We start from the raw sequence: 25,459 nt of genomic DNA on the forward strand, positions 1-25,459 counted from the left end.
AGAGGGGCAGGGGGAGAGGGCAGGCCGTGGGTATGCCCGTGGATGTGCCGACGGGCGAGATAACACTCAAGCCTGCTTCACCGCGCCCCCCACTGGCTCCCGCTCGACCTCGCCCTGCGCCGAGGCCGACCGGCGGTGGTCGATCAGCGACACCGCCAGCACCGCGATCACCGCCGGGATCGCGATCGCCATGAAGTTCTGCTGCAGCGGCAGCGACATCCCCACCAGCACGCCGATCACGATCGGCGCCAGGATCGCGCCGCTGCGGCCCACGCCCGAGGCCCAGCCGATGCCCGTGCCGCGCACCGCCATCGGGTAGAACTGGCCGGCATAGGCATAGGTGACGATCTGCGTGCCGATGGTCGAGGCACCGGCCAGTCCCACCACCACGAACAGCGCGGCGGTCGGCATCGGGTAGCCCAGCAGCGTGATCGAGATCGCTGCCAGCGCGTACATGCCGATCAGCACATGCTTGATCGGCAGGCGGTCGGCCAGCCAGCCGCCGCCCACGGCGCCGATCATCGCTCCGAAGTTCAGCACCAGCACGAAGGTCAGCGCGGAGCCCAGGCTGTAGCCGGCGGCGGCCATCAGCTTGGTCAGCCACGAGCTGAGCGCATACACCATGAACAGGCACATGAAGAACGCCACCCAGAACATGGCCGTGCTGAAGCCGCGGCCGTCCTGGAACAGGCGGCGGATCGGCGCGCTGCCTGACTTGTCGTCGGCGGGCAGCGTGAAGACGTCGCCGGCCTGCGGGCGGTGCGATGGCACCAGCCGTGCTACCACGCCCTGCAGCGTGGCGGTCTGCCTGGTGCGGATCAGGTAGGGCATCGACTCCGGCAGCGCGCGCAGCACCAGCGGAACCAGCAGCACCGGCAGCCCCGCGGCCAGGAACACCGACTGCCAGCCATAGCTTTCGATCAGCCCCTTGCCCAGCAGCGCGGCCAGCATGCCGCCGACCGAATAGCCGCTGAACATCAGCGTCACCAGCGTGCCGCGCAGCTTGCGCGGCGAGTACTCGGTCATCTGCGCCACCACGTTGGGCATCACGCCGCCGATACCCAGCCCCGCCAGGAAGCGCGTGACGCTGAACGCGACCGGATCGCTGGCAAGGCCCGCGGCCGCGGTGAACACGCTGAACAGCCCGATGCAGATGGCGATGGCGCGCCGGCGGCCGATACGGTCGGCAATGGTACCGAGGAAGATCGCGCCGAACATCATGCCGAACAGCGCGGAACTGACCATGAAGCCCGCGCTGGTCGCGGTGACGCCCATCTCCTTCATGATCGACGGCAGCGCGATGCCGGCGACGGCCAGGTCATAGCCGTCGAAGATGATGATGAGCGCGCACCAGAACAGGATTTGCGCATGGAAGCGGTTGAAGCGGGCCTCGTCGGCCAGCTGGTGGACATCGATCTGACGCATGGTTGTCTCCGGTAGGGTGGGATGGCGCGTGCTTACGCCACTGCTATGGCGCGCTCTGCGGCGGCCTTCAGTTCGCGCTCGCGCAGCACGAAGCGCTGGATCTTGCCCGTGGCGGTCTTGGGCAGCGTGTCGACGAATTCGATCGCACGCGGGTATTTGTACGCGGCCAGCCGCTCCTTGACGAAGGCCTTCAGCTCGCCGTCGCCCAGCTGCGCGCCGGCCTTCAGCACCACGAAGGCCTTGGTCTTGACCAGCCCTTCCTGGTCCGGCACGCCGATCACCGCGGCCTCCAGCACGGCGGGATGCTGCACCAGCGTGGCCTCGACCTCAAACGGCGAGACGTAGATGCCGCTGACCTTGAGCATGTCGTCGCTGCGGCCGGCGTAGCTGTAGCTGCCGTCCGCGTTGCGCACGTACTTGTCGCCGCTCTTGGTCCAGCCGCCGCGGAAGGTCTCGCGCGATTTCTCGCGGTCGGCCCAGTACATCATCGCGGTGCTGGGGCCCTGGATATAGAGATCGCCGATCTCGCCGTCGGCAACGGGCTGGCCGCATTCGTCGCGCAGCTCGATGGCGTAGCCCGTCACCGGCCAGCCCGTGGTGCCGTAGCGCACCTGACCGGGGCGGTTGGAAAGAAAGATATGCAGCATCTCGGTGGAGCCGATGCCGTCGATGATCTCGCAGCCGAAATGCGCGGTGAAGCGCTGGCCGATCTCGGCGGGCAACGCTTCGCCGGCCGACGAGCACAGCCGCAGCGCCACGTCGGCGCGCGCGGGCAGCGCGGGGTTGGCCAGCATGCCGGCGTAGCCGGTGGGCGCGCCGAAGAACACCGTGGGTTTGTGTTCCAGCCAGCGGCGGAAGGTGGCCTCGGGCGTGGGCCGCTCGGCCATCAGCACCACCGTTGCGCCAACGCTCAACGGAAAGCTCAGGCCATTGCCGAGGCCGTAGGCGAAATACAGCTTGGCCGCGGAGAAGCAGATGTCGTCCTCGCGCAGGCCCAGCACCGGGCCGGCATAGAGCGCGGCGGTCCAGTACGGGTTGCCGTGGCTGTGCACCACGCCCTTGGGCTGTCCGGTCGAGCCTGACGAATACAGCCAGAAGCCCGGATCGTCGCAACTGGTCGCGGCGGGCGCGGCGAGCGGGGTTTGCGCGGCGAGCACCGTGTCGAGCGGCACCATGCCCTCGGGCAACTGCCCTTGCGCGCGCGACACGAACACCTTGCCCACCTCATGCCCGGGCACCGCCAGCGCGTCCCGCAGCACCGGCAGCAGCGCCGCCGACACCAGTACCGCCTGCGCGCGGCTGTGCTGCAGCATGTAGACGTAGTCATCCGCGGTCAGCAGCGTGTTGACCGCCACCGGCACGACACCGGCGTACATCGCACCCAAAAAGCTCACGGGCCAGTCGGTGCAGTCGTGCATCAGCAGCAGCACGCGTTCCTCGCGGCGCACGCCGGCGCCGAGCAGCGCGGCGGCCAGGCGCCGCGCCTGCTGCGCCAGCTCGCCGTAGGTAAGCCGGCCATCGTCATCGATATAAGCGGTCTTGTCCGGGCGCCCGGCATTGCACGCCAGCAGGTGCGCGGCAAAGTTGAAGGACGCGCCCGGCGGCTGCACCGGGACGTCTGCGGTGGTGGCGGTCATGCTTGTCTCCCCGTTACTGGTGTACGGTGTGCTGCGCGCCGCCATGCGAGGACGGCGCGGTGAAGGAGGGTGAAGGCGTGTGGAACCGGCGCTCAGGCCAGCGTGCCAAGTACCTCGGTGCTGGCCTGGATCGCGCTGCGGCGATGGTAGAAATGCAGCGCGCGCAGGCCGCCCAGCTCCTCGCCGCCGCCGGCGCGGCCGGGGCCGCCATGCAGCGATTGCGGCATCACGTTGCCGTGGCCGGTGTGCAGCTGCGCGACGTCGGGAGAGATCACATGCACGCGGCCGTGGCTGTCGGCCAGTTCGACCGCGGCGGCGCCGAGCGCAGCGGCATCGCTGCCATAGAGCGAGGCCACCAGCGAACCCTGGCCGCGGCGCACCAGTGCGAGCGCATGCGGGGTATCGCGATAGGGCAGAAGCGTGGCGACCGGGCCAAATACTTCGGTGTCATGCACCGCCGCGGCCGCATCGGCATCGCTGGCGCCGAGCAGCGTCGGCCCGAGGCAGCAGGCCACGGCCGGATCGGCGTCGACCAGCGGCTGCCGCGTGCCGTCGTGCAGCACCTGCGCGTGCCGGCGCAATGCCGCCAGCGCCGCGGTGACCGCATCGAACTGCGCGCGGCTGACCAGCGCGCCCATGCGCACCGAGTCGTTGCGTGGATTGCCGACGATGACTTTCGAAAGCCGCGCGCCGATCGCTTCGGCGGCCTGCCCGTAGAGCGCCTCGGGCACGAACACGCGGCGGATCGCAGTGCACTTCTGCCCGGACTTGACCGTCATCTCGCGCACCACTTCTTTCACCAGCAGCTCGAACGCGGCGGTGTCCGGCCCCGCCTGCGGCAGCAGCACCGCGCTGTTGATGCTGTCCGCCTCGATATTCACGCGCACCGAGCGTTGCGCGATGGCCGGATGCGAGCGGATCACCGCCGCGGTATCGGCCGAGCCGGTGAACGACACCACGTCGAACGGCTGCAACTGGTCCAGCAATCCCGCCGAGCTGCCGCAGACGACCGACAGCGCGCCCGCCGGCAGCACGCCGGCCTCGACCACGTCGCGCACCATGCGCTGCGTCAGCCAGGCCGTGGCGGTGGCGGGCTTGGCGATGACCGGCACGCCGGCCAGCAGCGCGGGCGCAGCCTTCTCCCACAGTCCCCAGCCCGGGAAGTTGAAGGCATTGATAAACAGCGCCACGCCGCGCGTCGGCACCAGCACGTGCTGCGACTGGAACAGCGGATCCTTGCCCAGTCGCGCGGCCTCGCCGTCGGGCAGGAAGCGGCGGTCGCCGAGCGCATCGCCCAGCTTGGCATAGGTGCCCAGCGTAAAGATGCCGCCATCGATATCGACCGCGGAGTCGTTCTTCACGGTGCCGCTGTTCGCGGTGGCAATCTCGTAATAGGCATCGCGGTTGGCCTGCAGCACCTTGACGATGTCGGCCAGCAGCGCGGCGCGCTGTCGGTAGGTCAGCGCGCGCAGCGCGGCACCGCCCTGTTCGCGCGCGAAGGCAAAGCCGGCGGCGAGATCCAGGCCGGCCGCATCGACCCGCACCAGTTCATCGCCCAGCACGGGATCGAACAGCGGCGTGCCGGCACCGCTGCCGGCCTGCCACTTGCCGCCGAGGTAGTTGGAAAGCAGTTCGGTCATGGCGGTCCTTAGCGGGTGGAGTCGCGGGTGAAGTCGATCAGGCCTTCCGGCAGCAGGTAGAGCACCAGCGCGCGGCCGTTGCTGACAGTGGGGCGGTGCGCGCTGCCCGCCGGGCATACCAGCCAGCCGGCGGGGCGGCCGTCGAATTGCGCATTGCTGCCGTCCAGCGGCATGATCAGGTCGATCTCGCCATTGGGATGCGTATGGTGCGGACCGGCAATGTCCTGCATGTCGACCACATCGACTGAAAATCCGTGCAGGTCGTCGGCGGGCTTGAAGATGCGGCCGTAACGGATGCCGCCGCCTTCGCGGTCGCACAACCAGCCTTCGGCCACGCCGGCCTCGCAGCTCGCCTTCAGTTGTTGGTAGGTAGCGCTGCCGGCGCCGTGCTCGGCATTGAGCCACGCGTCCAGCGCGGTATCGAGCGGCCGGCCGGCAAGCTGCGCGGTAAGTTGCGCAATCTGCTCGCGGAAATGCTTTGGAGAGAGGGTGAGGGACATCCAGGGGGCTCCGTCTGATTCAGCCATTGCTATCGAAGGCTTCATGCATTATTGTGCATGTATGAAAAATAGGACCACCGAGAAATCATGTCAAGCACTATATTGCATGAATCTGGGTTAACCCGGGATGAACGCCTGCAAGATGATTCAGGCGCGGCGGCCGCCAACGGCGCCGAGAAAAACCCCTTCCTGGTGGCGCTGGGCGAGCGCGTGCGCGACCTGCGCGCGCGCCGCGGCCTGACGCGCAAGGCGGCGGCGCAGGCGGCCGGGGTGTCGGAGCGGCACCTGGCCAACCTGGAATATGGCAGCGGCAACGCGTCGATCCTGGTGCTGCAGCACATTGCCGACGCGCTGCAGTGCTCGCTGGCCGGGCTGCTGGGCGACGTCACCACGTCCTCGCCGGAATGGATCCTGCTGCGCGAGTTGCTGGAGCACCGCGACGAAGCCACGCTGCGGCGCGTGCGCATCGCCGTGGGCGAGATGCTCGGCACCGGCGGCGAGAATGCCGCGCAGGCGGCGCGCAGCCCGCGCGTGGCGCTGATCGGCCTGCGCGGCGCCGGCAAGACCACGCTGGGCGGCATGCTGGCCGAGGACCTGGATTTCCCGTTCGTCGAACTGAGCCGCGAAATCGAGAAGTTCGCCGGCTGCAGCATTGCCGAGATCCAGGGGCTGTACGGCATGAACGCCTACCGCCGCTACGAGCGCCGGGCGGTGGAAGAGGCCATCCAGATCTATCCCGAAGCCGTCATCGCCACGCCGGGCGGCCTGGTGTCCGACCCGGCCACCTTCAACCTGCTGCTGGCCCACTGCACCACGGTCTGGCTGCAGGCCGACGCGGAAGACCATATGGAGCGGGTGCGGGCGCAGGGCGACTTCCGCCCGATGGCCGCGAGCAGGGAGGCGATGGAAGACCTGCGCCACATCCTGGCCGGCCGCGCCGCGTTCTATTCCAAGGCGGAGTTCTCGCTGAATACCAGCGCGCAGCCGCTGGAGCCAACCTTCGCGGCGCTGCGCGAGCTGGTGCGCACGGCGTTGCAGATGCCGGGCTGAGGGTTCGCCCGTCACCCGGGGTGTAATCCCCGCAATTTCCGACTGCGTGCCCCTCTCCCGCCTGCGGGGAGCAAGCCGGGCGGGTGCGTTTTCCGTCCCTCCTAAAAATCTGCACAATAGTGCTTGCATAAAATCTGAACGATGAACTATAGTTCGCATCACCAGATTCCAGTTCATGCACTATGGTGCAGTTCCACCGAGGAGACACCGCCGTGACCACCGCCCCCCGCGTCGAGTACCAGACCACCCCCGCCCAGTACAAGCACCTGAAGCTGAAGTTCGAAGGCCCTGTCGCCACGCTGGCGGTGGATATCGACGAGAACGCCGGCCTGCGTCCGGGCTACAAGCTCAAGCTGAACAGCTACGACCTCGGCGTCGATATCGAGCTGAACGATGCGCTCAACCGCATCCGCTTCGAACACCCCGAAGTGCGCACCGTGGTCGTCACCAGCGGCAAGGACAAGGTGTTCTGCTCGGGCGCCAATATCTTCATGCTCGGCGTCAGCAGCCATGCGTGGAAGGTCAACTTCTGCAAGTTCACCAACGAGACCCGCAACGGCATCGAAGACTCGTCGCAATACAGCGGCCTGAAGTTCCTGGCCGCGGTCAACGGCGCCTGCGCCGGCGGCGGCTATGAACTGGCGCTCGCCTGCGACGAGATCCTGCTGGTGGACGACCGCTCGTCCGCGGTGAGCCTGCCGGAAGTGCCGCTGCTGGGCGTGCTGCCGGGCACCGGCGGCCTGACCCGCGTGACCGACAAGCGCCACGTGCGCCACGACCTCGCCGATATTTTCTGCACCACCACCGAAGGCGTGCGCGGCCAGCGCGCCAAGGACTGGCGGCTGGTCGACGATATCGCCAAGCCGGCGGTGTTCGCGCAGAAGGTGCAGGAGCGCGCGCTGGCGCTGGCAGCGCAGAGCGACCGCCCGGCCGATGCGCAGGGCGTCGCGCTCGCGCCGATCGAGCGGACCATCGAAGCCGATGCGCTGCGCTACACGCATGTGACGGTCGAGATCGACCGCGCCGGCCGCACCGCCACCTTCACGGTGAAGGCGCCCACCGGTGCGCAGCCGCAGGATATTGAAGCGATTGTCGCTGCCGGCGCCAGCTGGTACCCGCTGCAACTGGCGCGCGAACTGGAAGACGCGATCCTGTCGATGCGCACCAATGAGCTGGACATCGGCACCTGGCTGATCAAGACCAGCGGCGACGCCGCCGCGGTGCTGGCCAATGACGAAACGCTGCTGGCGCACAAGGACCACTGGTTCGTGCGCGAGACCATCGGCCTGCTGCGCCGCACGCTGAGCCGCCTTGACGTGTCGTCGCGCAGCCTGTTCGCGCTGATCGAGCCGGGCTCCTGCTTTGCCGGCACCTTCCTGGAACTGGCGCTGGCCTGCGACCGCAGCTACCACCTGGCGCTGCCCGACGACGAGGCGCGCGCGCCGAAGATTACCGTGGCCGAAGTCAATTTCGGCCTGTACCCGATGGCCACCGGCCAGAGCCGACTGGGACGGCGCTTCTACGACGAACAGCCCGTGCTCGATGCCGTGCGCGCAAAGGCCGGCCAGCCGCTCGATGCCGACGCCGCCTGGGCGCTGGGACTGGTCACCGCCAACCCCGACGATATCGACTGGACCGACGAAGTCCGCATCGCGCTGGAAGAGCGCGTGGCGATGTCGCCCGACGCGCTCACCGGCATGGAGGCCAACCTGCGCTTCAACGGCCAGGAAAACATGTTCACCCGCATCTTCGGCCGCCTGACCGCGTGGCAGAACTGGATCTTCCAGCGCCCCAACGCCGTCGGCGACAAGGGGGCGCTCAAGGTCTACGGCAAGGGCGACAAGGCCGCCTTCGACTGGAACCGCGTCTGATCCCGCACCCACCGCGAACCCAACGACAACCGAATCGTCCTCCCCAGGAGACCACCATGTCCGGCATCAACTACAGCGACAAGATCCCCAACAACGTCAACCTGAGCGAAGACCGCACCCTGCAGCGCGCGCTCGAGCAGTGGCAGCCCAACTACCTGAGCTGGTGGAACGACATGGGCCCGGAAGGGTCGCACACCCATGACATCTACCTGCGCACCGCGATCAGCGTCGATCCGCAGGGCTGGGCCCACTTCGGCCACGTCAAGATGCCGGACTATCGCTGGGGCATCTTCCTGAACCCGGCCGAGGCCAACCGCAAGATCCACTTCGGCGATCACAAGGGCGAAGACGCGTGGCAGGACATTCCCGGGGAATATCGCGCCAACCTGCGCCGCATCATCGTGACGCAAGGCGATACCGAGCCGGCATCGGTGGAGCAGCAGCGCCACCTGGGCCTGACCGCCCCCAGCATGTACGACCTGCGCAACCTGTTCCAGGTGAACGTGGAAGAGGGCCGCCACCTGTGGGCCATGGTCTACCTGCTGCACAAGTACTTCGGCCGCGACGGCCGCGAAGAAGGCGAAGCGCTACTGGAGCGCCGCAGCGGCCAGCAGGACAACCCGCGCATCCTGCAGGCGTTCAACGAACAGACGCCCGACTGGCTGTCGTTCTTCATGTTCACCTACTTCACCGACCGCGACGGCAAGTTCCAGCTGTGCGCGCTGGCCGAGAGCGCCTTCGACCCGCTGGCACGGACCACCAGGTTCATGCTGACCGAGGAAGCGCACCACATGTTCGTCGGCGAGAGCGGCGTGTCGCGCGTGATCCAGCGCACCTGCCAGGTGATGAACGAGCTGAAGACCGACGACCCGGCAAAGCTGCGCGCCGCCGGCGTGATCGACCTGCCGACCATCCAGCGCTACCTGAACTTCCACTACAGCGTCACCATCGACCTGTTCGGCGCCGATGAGTCGAGCAACGCCGCCACCTTCTACAGCACCGGCCTGAAGGGCCGCTACGAAGAAGGCAAGCGCATGGACGACCACGTGCTCAAGGGCCAGACCTACCGCATCCTGCAGGCGCAGAACGGCCAGCTGACCGAGAAGGAAGTGCCGATGCTGAACGCGCTCAACGAGGTGCTGCGCGACGACTACATCAAGGACAGCATGGCCGGCGTCGAGCGCTGGAACAAGGTGATCGAGAAGGCCGGCATCCCGTTCCGCCTGAAGGTGCCGCACAAGGCCTTCCACCGCAATATCGGCGCGCTCGCCGGTGTGAAGGTATCGCCAGACGGCCGCGTGGTCTCCGACGCCGAATGGCGCGATTTCCGCGACCAGTGGCTGCCCACCGAAGGCGACCGCGCTTTCGTCGCCAGCCTGATGGGCCGCGTGGTCGAGCCCGGCAAGTTCGCCAACTGGATCGCGCCGCCGGTCATGGGCATCAACCGCCAGCCGGTGGATTTCGAGTACGTGCGGTTTAACTGAGCCACGGCGTCATCAACCGCGTTCGGTTTGCTCCCCTCTCCCACTGCGCGGGAGAGGGGAGCGTCCGCGGCGGGCCTCGGCAAGCTCAAGCGCAGTGCCCGCGAAGCACTCTGATTCTGGAGACCGCCATGGACATGGCAGAAATTCAAGTCATCAAGCAGCACCTGATCGATCCCGAGATCTGCATCCGCTGCAACACCTGCGAAGCCACCTGCCCGGTGGGCGCGATCACCCATGACTCGCGCAACTACGTGGTCGACGCCGACAAGTGCAACCTGTGCATGGCCTGCATTGCCCCGTGTCCGACCGGCTCGATCGACAACTGGCGCGACATGCCGAAACTGCGCGCCTACAGCATCGAAGAACAGCTGACCTGGGACACGCTGCCCGCAGAGCTTTCGCCCGAGCAACTGGCCGACCTGGCCCCCGGCGCCGGAACGCAGACCGCCGCTCCGGAGATTCCCGCCACGTCGCCGCTCGCCGGCACCGGCGAAGATACCTTCAACAGCGCGCGCTACGGCGCCACCGTGCCCCCCTGGTCCGCCGCGCATGCCTACACCAACCTCTATGGCGCCAAGTCCGCGCACAAGACCATCACCGCCACGGTGACCGGCAACGTGCGCGTGACCGAAGTCGGCCGTGAATACGACACGCACCACATCGTGCTGGATTTCGGCGCGACGCCGTTCCCGGTGCTCGAAGGGCAGTCGATCGGCATCGTGCCCCCGGGCACCGACGCCGGCGGCCGCCCGCACCACGCGCGCCAGTACTCCATCGCTAGCGCGCGCAACGGCGAGCGGCCGGGCTACAACAACCTGTCGCTGACAATCAAGCGCGTGCTGCAGGACCACGACGGCAACCCCGTGCGCGGCGTCGGCTCGAACTACATGTGCGACCTGAAGGTGGGCGACAAGGTGGAAGTGATCGGGCCGTTCGGCGCCAGCTTCCTGATGCCCAACCATCCGCGCTCGAACATCGTGATGATCTGCACGGGCACCGGCAGCGCGCCGATGCGGGCGATGACCGAATGGCGCCGGCGGCTGCGCAAGGCCGGCAAGTTCGATGGCGGCAAGCTGATGCTGTTCTTCGGCGCGCGCAGCAAGGAAGAGCTGCCGTACTTCGGGCCGCTGCAGAACCTGCCGAAGGATTTCATCGACATCAACCTGGCGTTTTCGCGCACGCCGGGGCAGCCCAAGCGCTATGTGCAGGACCTGATGCGCGAACGCGCGGCCGACCTCGTGGCGCTACTGGCTTCAGCGGATACGTACTTCTATGTCTGCGGGCTGAAGAGCATGGAGGAGGGCGTGGTGCTGGCCTTGCGCGATGTGGCGCAGCAGGCGGGCCTGCATTGGGAAGCGCTGGCTGAAGGGCTGAAGCGAGAAGGGCGGTTGCATCTGGAGACGTACTGAAGGCGAGGCGTCGCAGATAGCGCCATCGCCGCTCGCACAGGCTCCCCTCGCCCGCTTGCGGGGGAGCAAACCGGCGGCCTTCGCCGGGATGTCAGGCATGCTTGAACCGCTTGCGCAATTCGTTGGACGCATCGGCCAACCCGCCCTCCGCCACCTCCACCACCTCATGCAGGTACTTCTCGCTCGCCTCCAGCAACGCCCCATACATCCCACTACACATCCCCCGCGCCGTCCGCCCCGGCCAGTCCTGCGGCAGCAGCGCCTCCGGCAGGTTCGGGTCGCGCAGCAGCACGCGCCGGTATTCATGGACCAGCAGCGTCCGGACAAAGAAGGCATCCACCGGCGGCAAGTCTGCCGCTTCGTCCGCCAGCGGTGAAAACCGCCGCAGCAGCGCCTGCCACGCGTGCGCCACATCGCCCAGCTTGAAGGTCTGGTGCATCAGCGCCTGCAGCGGGCGCAGCGAGAACGCCTCCAGGCTGCTCGCCTCCATCACTGCCACATACTCCTGCGCGCGCGCCGCCTGGACGATCTCGCGCAGCGAGGCCAGGTCCGCGTTGGGGTGCGCCAGCACGCCCGGCGCGATGGCGCCGAAGCCTTCCCACAGCAATTCGCGCTTCAGCTTCTGCCGGATGGTGGCGCGTACGTCACCGCGCACCAGCACCATGGTCCAGCGGCCGTCCCAGGCAGGCGCCTCGCCGGCATAAATGCGCTTGCCGGCGTGCAGCATGCGCTGCAGGCCGGCCTCCGACAGCCCGTAGTAGCTGCGCCGCCCGATCCGGGTCGCGGCCAGCCAGTCGTCCGCCGCAAGGCGGAAAGTGGCCGTGCGCACCAGCCTGTCATTGATGCCGAACGGCGCCGCGAGGCGGATCAGGCTGCCCAGCCAGATCGCCTGTGGCCGCGGCGCCACCACGTCGCCGAACAGCGTCGACAGCATGGCATTGGCCCCGAGCTTCAGGCCGCGTGCCAGCCGGGCAATGCGCGGGGAGGGCAGTTCCGGAGCCGGGGAAAGCGCCATGATGGTTCTCGAAAGTGATACACATTCGTCGATTGCTTGAATCAAATTGTATCACTACCATCCATTGCAACTGACGAGCTTGATGCAAATCAAGCGCCCGTCAAGCTTCAGACAAGGCCCTTACAAAAGCGGAGCAGGCATGTACGCACAGCTGGTGGAGACAGGAGCAACAAGGCTCCGCGCGATGGAAGAGATGGACCCGCAGGAGCGCGCGTTCCAGTCCCGCGTGGATGACGGCATCAAGATCGAGGCCAAGGACTGGATGCCCGAGGCCTATCGCAAGACCCTGGTCCGCCAGATCTCCCAGCACGCGCACTCGGAAATCGTCGGCCAGCTGCCGGAGGGCAACTGGGTGACCCGTGCCCCCACGCTGGAGCGCAAGGCGGTGTTGCTGGCCAAGATCCAGGATGAAGCCGGTCACGGCCTGTACCTGTACAGCGCCGCCGAGACGCTGGGCGTGTCGCGCGACCAGATGCTGGGCGACCTGCATTCGGGCAAGGCCAAGTATTCCAGCATCTTCAACTACCCCACGCTGTCCTGGGCCGACATCGGCATGATCGGCTGGCTGGTCGACGGCTCGGCCATCATCAACCAGGTGCCGCTGTGCCGCTGCTCGTATGGCCCGTATGCGCGCGCCATGGTGCGCGTGTGCAAGGAAGAGTCGTTCCACCAGCGCCAGGGCTACGACATCCTGCTGAAGCTGTGCAACGGCACGCCCGAGCAGAAGCGGATGGCGCAGGATGCGCTCAACCGCTGGTGGTGGCCCGCGCTGATGATGTTCGGCCCGTCCGACGGCGATTCGCCCAACAGCGCGCAATCGATGCAATGGCGCATCAAGCTGTTCTCCAACGACGAACTGCGCCAGAAGATGGTCGACCAGACCGTGCCGCAGGCCGAATACCTGGGCCTGACCATCCCTGACCCGAAGCTGAAGTGGAACGAAGAACGCGGCCACTATGACTTCGGCGAGATCGACTGGTCCGAGTTCTACAACGTGATCCAGGGCAACGGCCCGTGCAACCGCGAGCGCCTGCGCACCCGCGTCAAGGCCTGGGACGACGGCGCATGGTTCCGCAACGCGCTGGTGGCCCACGCGGACAAGCAGGCCGGCAAGCAGGCGCAGCAAGCCGCCGCCTGATTTCCGCCTGATCGCACGCGGCGCAGCGCGCCGCTCCCCACATCGAATCGCTTTACACAGGAGGTTGCCATGAAAGAGTGGCCGCTTTGGGAGATCTTTATCCGCAGCCAGCACGGCCTGGCCCACAAGCACGTGGGCAGCCTGCACGCGCCGGACGGCGAAATGGCGATCAACAACGCCCGCGACGTCTACACGCGCCGCAACGAGGGCGTCAGCGTCTGGGTGGTCAAGGCCAGCGACGTGATGGCCAGCAGCCCCGGCGACAAGGGCCCGCTGTTCGAGCCCGCCAACAGCAAGGTCTACCGCCACCCCACGTTCTTCCCGATGCCGGAAGCGGTCAAGCACATCTGAGGCGGCCCGGACCATGACGAACCACAAGCTCGAATATTTGCTGCGCCTCGGCGATTCCACGCTGGTGCTCGGCCAGCGCCTGTCGGAATGGTGCGGCCGCGGCCCGGCGCTGGAAGAGGACATCGCGCTGACCAACGTCGCGCTCGACCTGATCGGCCAGACCCGCCTGTGGCTGGGCTATGCCGCCGAAGTGGAGGGCGCCGGCCGCAGCGCCGACCAGCTGGCCTTCCTGCGCGACGCGCACCAGTTCCGCAACCTGCTGCTGGCGGAACAGCCCAACGGCAGCTATGCCGATACGCTGGCGCGCCAGTTCCTGTTCGATACGTGGCACTACTTCCAGCTCGAAGCGCTGCAGCGATCAACCGATGCGCGCATTGCCGAAATCGCCGCCAAGTCGCTCAAGGAAGTGACCTACCACGTGCGCCGCAGCGCCGACCTCGTGGTGCGCCTGGGCGATGGCAGCGAAGAAAGCCACCGCCGCATGCAGGATGCGTTCGACGACCTGTGGATGTTCACCGGCGAACTGTTCGAAGCCGATGCGGCCGAGGCCGCTCTGGCGCGCGCAGGCGTGATCCCCGATCCCGCCACGCTGGCCGAGCCCTGGCAGCGTCATGTCGGCGAGGTGCTGGAGGAAGCCACGCTGCGCGTGCCTGCGAGCCAGTGGGCGCAGAGCGGCGGCCGCCACGGCCGCCATACCGAACACCTCGGCTACCTGCTGGCCGAGATGCAATTCCTGCAGCGCGCCTATCCCGGCGCGCGGTGGTGAGCATCATGACCGCGCAAGCGCTGGCGCGTCCCGCCGTGGAGCAGGTCTGGACCTGGCTCGACGCGGTGCCGGACCCTGAGATTCCAGTGATTTCCGTGGTGGATCTCGGCATCGTGCGCGACGTGGCGTGGGAAGGCGATGCCTGCGTCGTCACCATCACGCCGACGTATTCAGGCTGCCCGGCCATGACCGTGATCCGCGAAGGCATCGAAAGCGCGCTCGCCGCGCAGGGCGTGGACAAGGTGCGCGTGCGGACGCAACTGGCGCCGGCGTGGACCACCGACTGGATGACCCCGCGTGGCAAGGCCAGCCTCACCGGCTATGGCATCGCGCCGCCGGCGCAGCAGGTGATCGATATCAGCGGCATCAGCCGGAAAGCGGCGCCGGCCCTGGTGGTGGCCTGCCCGCACTGCGGCTCGCGCCATACGCGGCTGGTCAGCCAGTTTGGCTCGACCGCGTGCAAGGCGCTGTACCGCTGCGGCGACTGCAAAGAGCCGTTCGACTACTTCAAGGCTCACTGAGAAGGAAAGGTGGGGAGATGAGCAAATTCCATGAACTGACGGTGGCCTCGGTCACGCGCGAAACCCGTGACGCGGTGGCCGTGACCTTCGCCGTGCCGGACGAACTGGCCGACGCCTACCGCTACGTGCAGGGCCAGCACCTGACGCTGCGCACCGGTATCGACGGCGAGGACGTGCGCCGCTCGTACTCGATCTGCTCGGCGGTGCAGGATGCGCAGCTGCGCGTGGCGATCAAGCGTGTCGACGGCGGGCTGTTCTCCAACTGGGCCAACGAGCAGTTGCAGCCGGGCATGAAGCTGGAAGTGATGCCGCCGTCCGGCCATTTCCACGTGCCGCTGTCCGCCACGCACGCGAAGCACTACGTCGCCTTTGCCGCCGGCAGCGGCATCACGCCGATGCTGTCGATCATCAAGACCACGCTGCAGGCGGAGCCGGACAGCCGCTTCACGCTGTTCTACGGCAACCGCGCCTCGTCGTCGGTGCTGTTCAAGGAAGAGCTGGAAGACCTGAAGGACACCTACCTGCAGCGCTTCAACCTGGTGTTCGTGCTCAGCCGCGAGCAGCTCGACATCGACCTGTTCAACGGCCGCATCGACGGCGGCAAGGTCAACGCGCTGCTCAAGCACTGGGTCAGGCCGCAGGACATCGACGTCGCCTTTATCTGCGGCCCGCAGTCGATGATGGAAGAAGTCTCGCAGGCGCTGCTCGACAACGGCGTCGACAAGGCCCGCATCAAGCGCGAGCTGTTCGCCACCAGCATCCCCGCGGCGCGGCCCGCCGCGCATGCGCACAAGCAGGTCGGCCAGCAGCAGTGCGAGGTGACGGTGATCCAGGACGGCCGCACCCGTTCCTTCACGCTGGAAAAGAACAAGGAAACCGTGCTCGACGCCGCGCTGGCGCAGGGCATCGAGCTGCCGTACTCCTGCAAGGGCGGCGTCTGCTCGACCTGCCGCTGCAAGCGCATCGAAGGCGAGGTCGACATGGACGTCAACTTCGCGCTGGAAGACTACGAAGTCGCGCGCGGCTTCATCCTCAGCTGCCAGAGCTACGCCGTCAGCGACAAGCTGGTGATCGATTTCGACCAGGAAACCTGAAGCGTTTTCCTGCCATTCCCAATACCCAGATTCAATCTCGCCCCCGGAGCAAGCCGTGTCCCACCCGTTTTTCGAACGCCACCAGGCGCTGCTGGAACAAGCCACCCAAGCCATTGCCACGCGCGGCTACTGGAGCCCGTTCGCTGAAATGCCGAGCCCCAAGGTCTATGGCGAGACCGCCAATGCCGATGGCAAGGCCGCCTTTGAGGCCCGCCTGAACCAGCCGTTCGCGTTGTCGCAGTCCGGCACCGCCGGCCAGGCCGGCAAGGAAGTCTCGCCGTATGGCCCGGAACTGGGCATCACTTATCCTCGGCCTGATCTCGATCAGCTCTTTGCCGGCGTGGCCAGGGGCATGCCCGCATGGCGCAAGGCCGGACCGGAGGCATGGGTGGGCGTATCGCTGGAAATCCTGCAGCGCCTGAACCGCCGCAGTTTCGAGATTGCCTACGCGGTCATGCACACCACCGGCCAGGCCTTCATGATGGCCTTCCAGGCCGGCGGCCCGCACGCGCAGGACCGCGGCCTGGAAGCCGTGGCCTACGCCTGGGACGAACTGCGCCGCATCCCGAAGCTCGCCACGTGGGAGAAGCCGCAGGGCAAGAACGAGCCGCTGCGCATGGAAAAGCGCTACACCGTGGTGCCGCGCGGCGTGGGCCTGGTGATCGGCTGCTGCACCTTCCCGACCTGGAACGGCTATCCCGGCCTGTTCGCCAGCCTGGCGACCGGCAATGCGGTGGTGGTCAAGCCGCACCCGGGCGCGATCCTGCCGCTGGCGATCACCGTCGAGGTGGCGCGTGAAGTGCTGGAAGAAGCCGGCTTCGACCCGAACATCGTCACGCTGGTGGCCAACGACCCGAGCGAGCGCATGGCGTCGAAGCTGGCGTTGCGCCCGGAAGTGCGCCTGATCGACTTCACCGGCAGCACCGCCAACGGCGACTGGCTGGAGCGCAACGCGCACCAGGCGCAGGTGTACACCGAGAAGGCAGGTGTCAACCAGATCGTGATCGACTCCACCGCCGACTTCAAGGGCATGGTGCGCAATATCGCTTTCTCGCTGTCGCTGTACTCGGGCCAGATGTGCACGGCGCCGCAGAACATCTACGTGCCGAAGGACGGCATCGACACGCCGGAAGGGCGCATCAGCTTCGACCAGGTTGCCTCGGCGATCGGCGAGGCCGTTGGCAAGCTGACCAGCGATCCGGCCAAGGCGGTCGAACTGATCGGTGCGATCCAGAACGACGGCGTGGCGGAACGGATCGAAGCGTCGCGCGCGCTGGGCGAGATCGTTGCCGACAGCCGTGTGCTCGAACATCCCGAGTTTCCGGGCGCGCGCATCCGCACGCCGCTGGTGCTGAAGGTCGATGCCAGCGACGAGGCGAAGATCATGCAGGAACTGTTCGGCCCCATCTCCTTCGTCGTGGCGACCGACAACACGGCGCACAGCATTGAACTGGCGCACCGCGGCGCGAAGACACACGGCGCGCTGACGCTGTCCGCATACACCACCGACGCGGGCGTGACCGAAACCATCCGCGATGCCGCGGAAGACGCTGGCGTGGCGCTGTCGCTTAACCTGACCGGCGGCGTGTTCGTCAACCAGTCGGCCGCGTTCAGCGATTTCCACGCTACCGGCGCCAACCCCGCGGCCAATGCATCGCTGTCGGATGCGGCCTTCGTCGCAAACCGCTTCCGCGTGGTCCAGAGCCGCTCGCATATCTGATCGCAAGGCCTGCAGTACCCCGGCGCCGGCCCCCCTTCGTACGCGGCGCCATCATAACGAGATGGAGTAGACAATGGTGCAACGCAACCCCAACCCCAATGAGCTGGAGCCGATCGAGCGCGCCAGCCGCGACGAACTGCAGGCGCTGCAGCTGCAACGGCTCAAATGGAGCGTGCGCCATGCCTATGACAACGTGCCGCATTACCGCAAGGCGTTCCAGGCGGCCGGGGTGCACCCGGACGATTTGAAGTCGCTGTCCGACCTGTCGAAGTTCCCGTTCCTGACCAAGCAGGACCTGCGCGACAACTATCCGTTCGGCATGTTCGCGGTGCCGCGCGAGCAGGTGGCGCGCGTGCATGCGTCGAGCGGCACCACCGGCAAGCCGACCGTGGTCGGCTATACCGCGAAGGACATCGACACGTGGGCAAGCGTGGTGGCGCGCTCGATTCGCGCCGCGGGGGGCCGCGCCGGCGACCTGGTCCATGTCAGCTATGGTTACGGGCTGTTCACCGGCGGGCTGGGCGCGCACTACGGCGCGGAGAAGGCGGGCTGCACGGTGATCCCGATGTCGGGCGGACAGACCGAGAAACAGGTACAGCTGATCCGCGAGTTCCAGCCCAACATCATCATGGTGACGCCGTCGTACATGCTGAACCTGATCGAGGAGATGGAGCGCCAGGGCATGGATCCTTCGGAAAGCTCGCTGAAGGTCGGCATCTTCGGCGCCGAGCCCTGGACCGACGCGATGCGCGCGGAGATCGAGGCGCGTGCCGGCATCGACGCGGTGGACATCTACGGCCTGTCCGAGGTGATGGGGCCGGGCGTGGCTTGCGAATGCATCGAGAGCAAGGACGGCCCGGTGATCTGGGAAGACCATTTCTATGCCGAGATCATCGACCCGGTGACCGGCGAGGTGTTGCCGGATGGCTCCGAGGGCGAGCTGGTGTTCACCTCCCTGACCAAGGAAGCACTGCCGGTGATCCGCTACCGCACGCGCGACCTGACGCGCCTGCTGCCGCCGACGTCGCGCTCGATGCGCCGCATCGGCAAGATCACGGGGCGCTCGGATGACATGCTGATCATCCGCGGCGTCAACGTGTTCCCGTCGCAGATCGAGGAACTGATCCTGAAGGCGCCGGCGCTGGCGCCGCAGTACCAGCTGGTGGTGACGCGCGACGGGCACCTCGACAAGCTGGAGGTGCGGGTCGAGGCGCGGCCCGAGCGCTCCGCGTCGCTGTCGGCGGATGACCGGGCGGCGCTGGAGCGGGATCTGAAGGACCAGATCAAGACCTATGTCGGCGTGACCACGCGGGTGCAGGTGGTGGCGGCTGCAGGGATCGAGCGCACCACGGTCGGCAAGGCAAGGCGCGTGGTGGACATGCGGCCGAAGGTTACACACGAGCAGCCGGTCGGCGCGATCTGAGGCGCTGCTTTTCACCCATACCGCTGGCATAGGCTCCCCTCTCCCGCAAGCGGGAGAGGGGAGACCGTCGGTAGATCGACGCCTCAAACAAGAACCAAACTGATGGCAGCCACCAGAGCCGCCACACCACCCCCCCTGCGCCAAAGGAGACACCATGGACGCGCGACAACTGGAAGCCATCCAGAACCACCCCGACTTTATCCGCCTGATCCACGGCCGCACGCGCCTGGGCTGGTCGCTGACGCTGGTCATGCTGGCGGTCTACTTCGGCTTCATCCTGCTGCTGGCCTTTTCGCCCGCCACGCTCGGCACGCCGGTCGCCGGGGGCGTCATGACGGTGGGCATCCCCGTAGGCGTTGCAGTGATCGTTGCCGCCGTGCTGCTGACCGCCATCTACGTCCACCGCGCCAACCGCGACCTGGATCCGCTCAACGAACGCGTGCGCAAGGAGTGCGAAGCATGAAGCCGGTACACCTTTCCCTCGGCGCCGCCCTGTGCGGTCTGGCAGCCAGCGCCGCCACTGCAGCCCCCGCGATCCAGGGCGAGGCCGCGCAGCGGCCGCTGAACTGGAGCGCCATCGTCATGTTCATGCTGTTCGTGCTGTTCACGCTCGGCATCACCCGCTGGGCCGCGCGGCGCACGCGTTCGGCGTCGGACTTCTATGCGGCCGGCGGCGGCCTCACCGGCTTCCAGAACGGCCTGGCGATCGCCGGCGACATGGTGTCGGCCGCGTCCTTCCTTGGCATCTCGGCCATGATGTTCGACAAGGGCTACGACGGCCTGATCTACGCGCTCGGCGTGGTGGCGGGCTGGCCGATCATCCTGTTCATCGTCGCCGAACGGCTGCGCAACCTGGGCCGCTACACCTTTGCCGACGTGGTCTCGTACCGGCTGGCGCAGAAGCCGGTGCGCATCACCGCAGCGTGCGGCACGCTGACCGTGGTCATCATGTACCTGGTCGCGCAGATGGTCGGCGCCGGCAAGCTGATCGAGCTGCTGTTCGGCACCAGCTATGAATCGGCGGTGGTCATCGTCGGCGCGCTGATGGTGCTGTACGTGATGTTCGGCGGCATGCTCGCCACCACCTGGGTGCAGATCATCAAGGCGCTGCTGCTGCTCGGCGGCGTGACCTTCATGGCGGTGATGGTACTGGCCTATTTCGGCTTCAGCCCCGAAGCCATGTTCGCCAGCGCGGCCAGGGTGCATGACAAGGGCACGGCGATCTTGTCGCCGGGCGGGCTGGTGTCCAACCCGATCGATGCGATCTCGCTCGGCGTCGGCATGATGTTCGGCACCGCGGGTCTGCCGCACATCCTGATGCGCTTCTTCACCGTGGCGGATGCGAAGGAAGCGCGCAAGTCCGTGCTCTACGCCACGGGCTTCATCGGCTACTTCTACGTGCTGATCCTGGTGGTGGGCTTCGGCGCGATCGTGATGGTGGGCGCGGACCCGGCCTATCGGGACGCGGCCGGCAAGCTGATCGGCGGCAGCAACATGGTGGCCGTGCACCTGTCGCACGTGATCGGCGGCGACCTGTTCCTCGGCTTCATCTCGGCGGTGGCGTTCGCGACCATCCTGGCGGTGGTGGCCGGGCTGGCGCTGTCGGGCGCGTCGGCGGTGTCGCACGATCTCTACGCCAACGTGTTCCGCCGCGGGCAGGCCAGCGAGAAAGACGAGATCCGCGTGTCGAAGCTCGCCACGCTGGTGATCGGCCTGCTGGCGATGGTGCTGGGCGTGATGTTCGAGAAGCAGAACATCGCCTTCCTGTCCGGGCTGGTGCTGGCGATCGCCGCGTCGGTCAATTTCCCGGTGCTGTTCCTGTCGATGTTCTGGAAGGGGCTGACCACGCGCGGTGCGGTGGCCGGCAGCCTGGCGGGGCTGGTGTCGGCGGTGCTGCTGCTGGTGCTGGGCCCGACCGTATGGGTGGGGATCCTCAAGCACCAGCAGGCGATCTTCCCATATGCCAACCCGGCGCTGTTCTCGATGACGCTGGCCTTTGCCGCCGCCTGGCTGGTGTCGGTGCTGGACCGCTCGGCGCGGGGGAGCGCCGAACGCCAGCGCTACGGCGCGCAGTTCGTGCGCGCCATGACCGGCATCGGCGCGGCCGGTGCCAGCCAGCACTGAAAACCAGGCCAGCACCGGGCTGGTCAGTCGGTGTCCTGCTGCGCCTTGTGGCGGGACGCCATCTTCTCCTGCTGTCCCGGCGGCACGTTGTCGTAATGGCTGAACTGGATGGTGTAGCTGCCGTGGCCGCCGGTCATGCTGTTCAGCCGTGACTGGTAGTCGTTCAGCTCCGACAGCGGCACCTGCCCGGCAACGATCACGCTGTTGGCGGCGCCGGTGCGGGTGCCATGCACCTGGCCGCGCTTGGCGGACAGGTCGCCGATGACATCGCCCATCGCGGTGCCCGGCACCGTGACCTCGATCTCGACGATCGGCTCCAGCACGCTGGGGCGCGCCTTCATCACCGCGTCGATAAACGCCTTGCGTCCGGCCGTGGCGAACGCCACTTCCTTGGAATCGACCGGGTGGCTCTTGCCGTCGTACACGGTCACGCGCACGTCCTGCATCGCAAAACCGGCCAGTGGACCGCTTTCCAGCACCTGGCGGATGCCTTTCTCCACTGCGGGGATGAACTGGCCGGGAATCGCGCCGCCCTTGACCGCATCGATGAACTCGAAGCCTTCGCCGCGCGGCAGCGGCTCCACGCGCAGCATCACTTCGCCGAACTGGCCGGCACCGCCGGTCTGCTTCTTGTGGCGGTGGTGGCCCTCCGCCTTGCCGGCAATGGTCTCGCGATACGCGATCTTCGGCGGCCGCGTGGCGACTTCCAGCTTGTACTGCTCGGTCAAACGCTCCAGCGCGCAGCGCAAATGGAACTCGCCCAGTCCGAACACCACGGTCTCGTTGGTGCCGGCCGGATGCTCGATGCGCAGGCAGGGATCTTCGGCGCTGAGCTTGTGCAGCACCTCGGCCAGCCGCTGCTCGTTGCCGCGCCGCGCCGGCTCGATCGCCAGGCCGTAGATCGGCGTGGGAAACTCCAGCGGCGTCAGGTGGATGTCGCCATCCTCGGTGGCGTCGTGCAGCACCGCGTCGAAGCCGAGTTCATCCACCTTGGCCACCGCGCAGATATTGCCCGGGCCGGCGCGCTGCACTTCCTGCGTCTCCTTGCCCTGCAGCAAGAGCAGGTGCGCCACCTTGAACGGCTGGCGGCCCTCGCCGATATAGAGCTGGCTGTCGCGCGTGACCGTGCCCTGGTGGATGCGGAACACCGCCAGCTTGCCGACATAGGGATCGACTACCACCTTGAACACATGCGCCAGCACGTGCTTGTCCGGCACCGGCTCGGCGCGCACCGCCTTGCGTTTCTCGGTACCATCCTCGGCAGTGCCGGTCGAGCGGTAGAACAGCGGCGGGTTGCCTTCGGTGGGATTGGGCAGCAGCCGCACGAAGACATCGAGCAGTTCCGCGATACCGGCGCCGGTGGCGGCCGAGGTAAAGCAGATCGGCACCAGGTGGCCTTCGCGCAGCGCACGCTCGAACGGCGCGTGCAGTTGCTCCGGCGTGATGGCCTCGCCTTGCTCCAGGTACACCTCCATCAGCTCCGGATCGATCTCGATCACCTGGTCGATCAGCGCTTCATGCGCCGACGCCACCGATAAAAAATCCGACTCTCCGGCCGGATTGAAGAAGCAGTCCACCACCTTGCCGCCGTTTCCGGCCGGCAGGTTGATGGGCAGGCACTCCTTGCCGAACGCCTCCTGGATCTCGGCCAGCAGCCCCGGCAGGTCGACCTTCTCGCCGTCGATGCCGTTGATAACGATCATCCGGCACAGTTGCCGCGCCTGCGCCCAGGCCATGGCGCGGCGCGTGGTCATTTCGATCCCGGTCTGCGCGTTGATGACGATGGCCGCCGTCTCGACCGCCGCCAGCGCACTGATCGCCAGGCCGGAGAAATCCGGGTAGCCCGGCGTGTCGAGCAGGTAGATGCGGGTGCCGCGGAAGTCGACGTGGGTGATGGCGGAACTGAGCGAGCGCTTGTACTTGCGCTCCAGCGGATCGCTGTCGCTGACGGTCGAGCCGCGCTCCACGCTGCCCGGGGTGTGCAGCGCACCCCCCTTGTGCAGCAGTGCTTCGACCAGCGAGGTCTTGCCGCTCCCCGCATGCCCGAGCAGGGCAACGGTGCGGATGGCATCGGGACTGTCGTGCATGGTGGCTCTCTCGTCCGGCAATGGCTGTCAGGGCATTATTGGCGAAATTCGCCGGAAACGACATATGCCAGTGTCGGCATCGGGACAAAGCCTGATAGGCGCAAGGGTGTGAAGTGGTGCATGCGGCGCTTGGGCCCGGCCGGCAACCCGCGCCTCGCGCATGGCTGCAGCGCAGCAATCCAGGATTCAATAAGATTGCTGCGCCGCAACAGATCAGGCACTGGCGTGGTCGGTCGAGACCGCCACGGCATGCCATGCCGCCAGTTCGCTTTCCACCTTGCGGTTCTTTTCCGCGATGCGGGCCACCGTATCGGAGCCCAGCGGCAGCCGCACCGGCGGGTTGTCGCTGTCGGCAAGGGCGAGCAGCGCCACAGCCAGCTTGGCGGGATCGCCGGGCTGCTGGTGGTTGGCCGACGCCATGTGGCCGCGCATCGCGCCGACGGTTTCGGCGTATTCGGCGATCTCGGTGCCGACGCGGACCAGCGAGCTGGCATCGAGGAAGTCGGTGCGGAAGAAGCCCGGCTCGACCACGGTGGCGCGCACGCCCAGCGGCGCCAGCTCGGCGTCGAGCGCTTCGGTCAGCCCTTCCACCGCGAACTTGGTGGCGCCGTAGACGCCCCAGCCGGGATAGGCCGCATAGCCACCGATCGACGAGATATTGACGACATGCCCACTGCGCTGGCGGCGCATCTGCGGCAGCACCGCGCGCGTGACGTTCAGCACGCCGAATACGTTGGTGGCGAACTGCTGCTCGACTTCGCGCGCCGACGCTTCCTCCACCGCGCCCAGCAGGCCGTAGCCGGCGTTGTTGACCAGCACGTCGATGCGGCCGAAGCGGGCCACGGCGGCCTCGGCCGCGGCGATGGCCTGCGCTTCGCTAGTGACGTCGAGCGCCACCGGCAGCAGGTTGTCATGCGCGCCCACGGCGCCGGTGATCGTTTCGGGGCGGCGCGCGGTGGCGACGACACGGTCGCCGCGGGCCAGCGCGGCGCGGGTCAGTTCCAGGCCGAAGCCGCGCGAGGCGCCGGTGATGAACCAGACCTTGCCGGCGGCGTTGGTGACGTTGGTGGCGTTGGTGGCGGTGTTGGCAGCGATGGTGGTGTTGGCGGACATGGTGAATCTCCTTTGCTCGGTTTGACTTCGGTGTCTGATGGCGGGGGCCACGGAGACAAATTTAGGCGCGCTCGGTCAGCAACACTAGGCGGTGTAATTCCGTTTCAAAGACAACCAGAAGTTGTCAATAAATGCGAGCGATGTCGATTGAGCAATTCTCAACCGTATGGCAGACTCGCCGGCATGGACAAACTGCCTCCCCTGAACGCCCTGCGCGCCTTTGAAGCGGCGGCCCGGCACCTGAGCATCACCACCGCTGCGGAAGAGCTGCACGTGACGCCGGGCGCCGTCAGCCGCCAGATCCGCTCGCTGGAAGAAGGCCTGGGCGTGCAGCTGCTGCATCGCGGCCACCGGCAGATTTCGCTGACCCGCACCGGCGAGGACTACTACCGCGCCGTGACCCGGGCCATGGACGACCTGCGCGAGGCCACGCGGCGGCTCGGCAAGCGGGCCAGGCGCAAGCAGCTCAAGGTGCGCGCCTACACTACTTTCGCCATGCGCTGGCTGATCCCGCGGCTGTCGAGCTTCCATGCGGCCAATCCCGGCATCGAGGTGCTGCTGACCGCCTCGCTGGACCCGGTCGATTTCCGCAAGGAAGACATCGATGGCGCGATCCGCCTAGGCGACGGCAAGTGGAGCGGCGTGAATACCTACCGGCTGGTGTCCAACATCCTGGTGCCGGTCTGCAGCCCCAGCGTTGCGGCCGGCAACCCGAAGGTGAAAAAGCCTGCCGACCTGCAGCGCCAGACGCTGCTGCATTCGATTGCGCGTCCGGACGACTGGGCGCACTGGCTGAAGGCGGCGCGCGCCGACGCGCAGGTCGACGCGCGCAGTGGCATGACGTTCCAGAGTTCCGCCATGGCTTATGCGGCGGCAGTGGAAGGGCAGGGTTTCGCCATCGCCCAGCGCTTCCTGGTCGCGGGAGACCTGGAGGCCGGGCGGCTGGTCGCGCCGTTCCGCCAGAGCGTCGACATGGGCGACTTCACCTACTACCTGCTGACGCCGGCGGACCGCAAGGAAAGCGCCAGCATGGCGGTGTTCCGCGAGTGGCTGCTGGCGCAGTGCGAGACGCAAAGCTAGCGCGGCGCTCG

21 protein-coding genes are annotated in these 25,459 nt (G+C 67.2%); 14 read left to right on the forward strand and 7 right to left on the reverse strand.

All coding sequences use genetic code 11. The features are described 5' to 3' along the window. Positions 1 to 66: 66 nt before the first annotated feature. From IPF36_RS00690 to IPF36_RS00705, 4 genes are all read right to left on the reverse strand, one after another. Positions 67 to 1,425: an MFS transporter gene (locus IPF36_RS00690; protein ID WP_135702998.1), complete on the reverse strand. Its 1,359-nt coding sequence runs from the start codon at positions 1,423 to 1,425 to the stop codon at positions 67 to 69. A gap of 32 nt (positions 1,426 to 1,457) precedes the next feature. Continuing rightward, positions 1,458 to 3,062 carry a benzoate-CoA ligase family protein gene (locus IPF36_RS00695; protein ID WP_195426997.1) on the reverse strand — a complete coding sequence of 535 codons (1,605 nt, stop codon included), beginning with the start codon at positions 3,060 to 3,062 and terminating at the stop codon, positions 1,458 to 1,460. A gap of 92 nt (positions 3,063 to 3,154) precedes the next feature. After that, on the reverse strand, positions 3,155 to 4,702 hold the full coding sequence (locus tag IPF36_RS00700; protein ID WP_195427000.1) for a 3,4-dehydroadipyl-CoA semialdehyde dehydrogenase: 1,548 nt from the start codon (positions 4,700 to 4,702) through the stop codon (positions 3,155 to 3,157). A gap of 8 nt (positions 4,703 to 4,710) precedes the next feature. Continuing rightward, positions 4,711 to 5,202 carry a DUF4863 family protein gene (locus tag IPF36_RS00705; RefSeq protein WP_135702995.1) on the reverse strand — a complete coding sequence of 164 codons (492 nt, stop codon included), beginning with the start codon at positions 5,200 to 5,202 and terminating at the stop codon, positions 4,711 to 4,713. Positions 5,203 to 5,289: 87 nt separating this feature from the next. Here IPF36_RS00705 and IPF36_RS00710 point away from each other — a divergent pair, with 87 nt between their 5' ends. The 4 genes from IPF36_RS00710 (at position 5,290) to boxA (ending at position 11,016) form a co-directional block, all read left to right on the forward strand. After that, entirely contained in the window at positions 5,290 to 6,252 is a 963-nt protein-coding gene (locus IPF36_RS00710) for a helix-turn-helix transcriptional regulator (RefSeq protein ID WP_133094274.1), read from the forward strand. A 212-nt stretch (positions 6,253 to 6,464) separates the two neighbouring features. Next, the gene (boxC, locus tag IPF36_RS00715; RefSeq protein ID WP_195427003.1) at positions 6,465 to 8,123 is read left to right on the forward strand and encodes a 2,3-epoxybenzoyl-CoA dihydrolase; all 1,659 of its coding nucleotides are present in this window, start codon (positions 6,465 to 6,467) and stop codon (positions 8,121 to 8,123) included. 56 nt (positions 8,124 to 8,179) lie between these two features. Next, the gene (gene boxB / locus IPF36_RS00720; RefSeq protein ID WP_195427006.1) at positions 8,180 to 9,607 is read left to right on the forward strand and encodes a benzoyl-CoA 2,3-epoxidase subunit BoxB; all 1,428 of its coding nucleotides are present in this window, start codon (positions 8,180 to 8,182) and stop codon (positions 9,605 to 9,607) included. Positions 9,608 to 9,735: 128 nt separating this feature from the next. Further along, positions 9,736 to 11,016: a benzoyl-CoA 2,3-epoxidase subunit BoxA gene (gene boxA / locus IPF36_RS00725; protein ID WP_135702991.1), complete on the forward strand. Its 1,281-nt coding sequence runs from the start codon at positions 9,736 to 9,738 to the stop codon at positions 11,014 to 11,016. A gap of 91 nt (positions 11,017 to 11,107) precedes the next feature. On the opposite strand, the gene paaX is transcribed toward boxA, so the two are convergent. Beyond that, a complete protein-coding gene (gene paaX / locus IPF36_RS00730; RefSeq protein ID WP_133094278.1) occupies positions 11,108 to 12,031 on the reverse strand; it encodes a phenylacetic acid degradation operon negative regulatory protein PaaX in 924 nt (307 codons plus the stop codon). 139 nt (positions 12,032 to 12,170) lie between these two features. Here paaX and paaA point away from each other — a divergent pair, with 139 nt between their 5' ends. The 9 genes from paaA (at position 12,171) to IPF36_RS00775 (ending at position 21,168) form a co-directional block, all read left to right on the forward strand. After that, positions 12,171 to 13,169, forward strand: coding sequence for a 1,2-phenylacetyl-CoA epoxidase subunit PaaA (paaA, locus tag IPF36_RS00735; RefSeq protein ID WP_135702990.1), 999 nt, complete (start codon positions 12,171 to 12,173; stop codon positions 13,167 to 13,169). A gap of 69 nt (positions 13,170 to 13,238) precedes the next feature. Beyond that, complete coding sequence (paaB, locus tag IPF36_RS00740; RefSeq protein ID WP_029044895.1) at positions 13,239 to 13,520, forward strand: 1,2-phenylacetyl-CoA epoxidase subunit PaaB; 282 nt, start codon at positions 13,239 to 13,241, stop codon at positions 13,518 to 13,520. Positions 13,521 to 13,533: 13 nt separating this feature from the next. Further along, entirely contained in the window at positions 13,534 to 14,286 is a 753-nt protein-coding gene (gene paaC, locus IPF36_RS00745; RefSeq protein ID WP_195427010.1) for a 1,2-phenylacetyl-CoA epoxidase subunit PaaC, read from the forward strand. A gap of 5 nt (positions 14,287 to 14,291) precedes the next feature. After that, positions 14,292 to 14,807 (forward strand): 1,2-phenylacetyl-CoA epoxidase subunit PaaD, encoded by a 516-nt coding sequence (paaD, locus tag IPF36_RS00750; protein WP_133094281.1) that lies wholly within the window; start codon positions 14,292 to 14,294, stop codon positions 14,805 to 14,807. Positions 14,808 to 14,824: 17 nt separating this feature from the next. After that, positions 14,825 to 15,901, forward strand: coding sequence for a 1,2-phenylacetyl-CoA epoxidase subunit PaaE (gene paaE / locus IPF36_RS00755; protein ID WP_133094282.1), 1,077 nt, complete (start codon positions 14,825 to 14,827; stop codon positions 15,899 to 15,901). A gap of 55 nt (positions 15,902 to 15,956) precedes the next feature. Next, a complete protein-coding gene (paaN, locus tag IPF36_RS00760; RefSeq protein WP_195427013.1) occupies positions 15,957 to 17,621 on the forward strand; it encodes a phenylacetic acid degradation protein PaaN in 1,665 nt (554 codons plus the stop codon). Between the two features lie 73 nt (positions 17,622 to 17,694). Further along, positions 17,695 to 19,044, forward strand: coding sequence for a phenylacetate--CoA ligase PaaK (gene paaK, locus IPF36_RS00765; protein ID WP_195427016.1), 1,350 nt, complete (start codon positions 17,695 to 17,697; stop codon positions 19,042 to 19,044). 154 nt (positions 19,045 to 19,198) lie between these two features. Continuing rightward, the gene (locus tag IPF36_RS00770; RefSeq protein ID WP_195427018.1) at positions 19,199 to 19,507 is read left to right on the forward strand and encodes a DUF485 domain-containing protein; all 309 of its coding nucleotides are present in this window, start codon (positions 19,199 to 19,201) and stop codon (positions 19,505 to 19,507) included. After that, positions 19,504 to 21,168 carry a cation acetate symporter gene (locus tag IPF36_RS00775; protein WP_195427021.1) on the forward strand — a complete coding sequence of 555 codons (1,665 nt, stop codon included), beginning with the start codon at positions 19,504 to 19,506 and terminating at the stop codon, positions 21,166 to 21,168. The genes IPF36_RS00770 and IPF36_RS00775 overlap by 4 nt, the downstream gene beginning before the upstream one ends. 23 nt (positions 21,169 to 21,191) lie before the next feature. Here IPF36_RS00775 and fusA read toward each other — a convergent pair whose 3' ends face one another. Then, positions 21,192 to 23,255 carry an elongation factor G gene (gene fusA / locus IPF36_RS00780; RefSeq protein WP_195427023.1) on the reverse strand — a complete coding sequence of 688 codons (2,064 nt, stop codon included), beginning with the start codon at positions 23,253 to 23,255 and terminating at the stop codon, positions 21,192 to 21,194. 213 nt (positions 23,256 to 23,468) lie between these two features. Then, entirely contained in the window at positions 23,469 to 24,368 is a 900-nt protein-coding gene (locus IPF36_RS00785; RefSeq protein WP_135702983.1) for an oxidoreductase, read from the reverse strand. A 183-nt stretch (positions 24,369 to 24,551) separates the two neighbouring features. Between IPF36_RS00785 and gcvA the strand changes: the two genes are divergently transcribed. Further along, complete coding sequence (gene gcvA, locus IPF36_RS00790) at positions 24,552 to 25,448, forward strand: transcriptional regulator GcvA (RefSeq protein WP_195427026.1); 897 nt, start codon at positions 24,552 to 24,554, stop codon at positions 25,446 to 25,448. Positions 25,449 to 25,459 lie beyond the last annotated feature (11 nt).

This window comes from Cupriavidus sp. IK-TO18 (genome assembly GCF_015549295.1).
In the GTDB taxonomy this organism is placed as follows: domain Bacteria; phylum Pseudomonadota; class Gammaproteobacteria; order Burkholderiales; family Burkholderiaceae; genus Cupriavidus; species Cupriavidus oxalaticus_A.

What these genes read in the sequence shown, in the direction of transcription:
- paaB (WP_029044895.1), top strand. Translation starts at nt 13,239, where the DNA reads ATGAAAGAGTGGCCGCTTTGGGAGATCTTTATCCGCAGCCAGCACGGC.
- paaC (WP_195427010.1), top strand. Translation starts at nt 13,534, where the DNA reads ATGACGAACCACAAGCTCGAATATTTGCTGCGCCTCGGCGATTCCACG.
- IPF36_RS00700 (WP_195427000.1), bottom strand. Translation starts at nt 4,702, where the DNA reads ATGACCGAACTGCTTTCCAACTACCTCGGCGGCAAGTGGCAGGCCGGC.
- IPF36_RS00695 (WP_195426997.1), bottom strand. Translation starts at nt 3,062, where the DNA reads ATGACCGCCACCACCGCAGACGTCCCGGTGCAGCCGCCGGGCGCGTCC.
- IPF36_RS00785 (WP_135702983.1), bottom strand. Translation starts at nt 24,368, where the DNA reads ATGTCCGCCAACACCACCATCGCTGCCAACACCGCCACCAACGCCACC.
- paaA (WP_135702990.1), top strand. Translation starts at nt 12,171, where the DNA reads ATGTACGCACAGCTGGTGGAGACAGGAGCAACAAGGCTCCGCGCGATG.
- IPF36_RS00690 (WP_135702998.1), bottom strand. Translation starts at nt 1,425, where the DNA reads ATGCGTCAGATCGATGTCCACCAGCTGGCCGACGAGGCCCGCTTCAAC.
- paaX (WP_133094278.1), bottom strand. Translation starts at nt 12,031, where the DNA reads ATGGCGCTTTCCCCGGCTCCGGAACTGCCCTCCCCGCGCATTGCCCGG.
- paaD (WP_133094281.1), top strand. Translation starts at nt 14,292, where the DNA reads ATGACCGCGCAAGCGCTGGCGCGTCCCGCCGTGGAGCAGGTCTGGACC.
- IPF36_RS00775 (WP_195427021.1), top strand. Translation starts at nt 19,504, where the DNA reads ATGAAGCCGGTACACCTTTCCCTCGGCGCCGCCCTGTGCGGTCTGGCA.
- fusA (WP_195427023.1), bottom strand. Translation starts at nt 23,255, where the DNA reads ATGCACGACAGTCCCGATGCCATCCGCACCGTTGCCCTGCTCGGGCAT.
- paaE (WP_133094282.1), top strand. Translation starts at nt 14,825, where the DNA reads ATGAGCAAATTCCATGAACTGACGGTGGCCTCGGTCACGCGCGAAACC.
- paaK (WP_195427016.1), top strand. Translation starts at nt 17,695, where the DNA reads ATGGTGCAACGCAACCCCAACCCCAATGAGCTGGAGCCGATCGAGCGC.
- IPF36_RS00770 (WP_195427018.1), top strand. Translation starts at nt 19,199, where the DNA reads ATGGACGCGCGACAACTGGAAGCCATCCAGAACCACCCCGACTTTATC.
- gcvA (WP_195427026.1), top strand. Translation starts at nt 24,552, where the DNA reads ATGGACAAACTGCCTCCCCTGAACGCCCTGCGCGCCTTTGAAGCGGCG.
- boxB (WP_195427006.1), top strand. Translation starts at nt 8,180, where the DNA reads ATGTCCGGCATCAACTACAGCGACAAGATCCCCAACAACGTCAACCTG.
- IPF36_RS00705 (WP_135702995.1), bottom strand. Translation starts at nt 5,202, where the DNA reads ATGTCCCTCACCCTCTCTCCAAAGCATTTCCGCGAGCAGATTGCGCAA.
- IPF36_RS00710 (WP_133094274.1), top strand. Translation starts at nt 5,290, where the DNA reads ATGTCAAGCACTATATTGCATGAATCTGGGTTAACCCGGGATGAACGC.
- boxA (WP_135702991.1), top strand. Translation starts at nt 9,736, where the DNA reads ATGGACATGGCAGAAATTCAAGTCATCAAGCAGCACCTGATCGATCCC.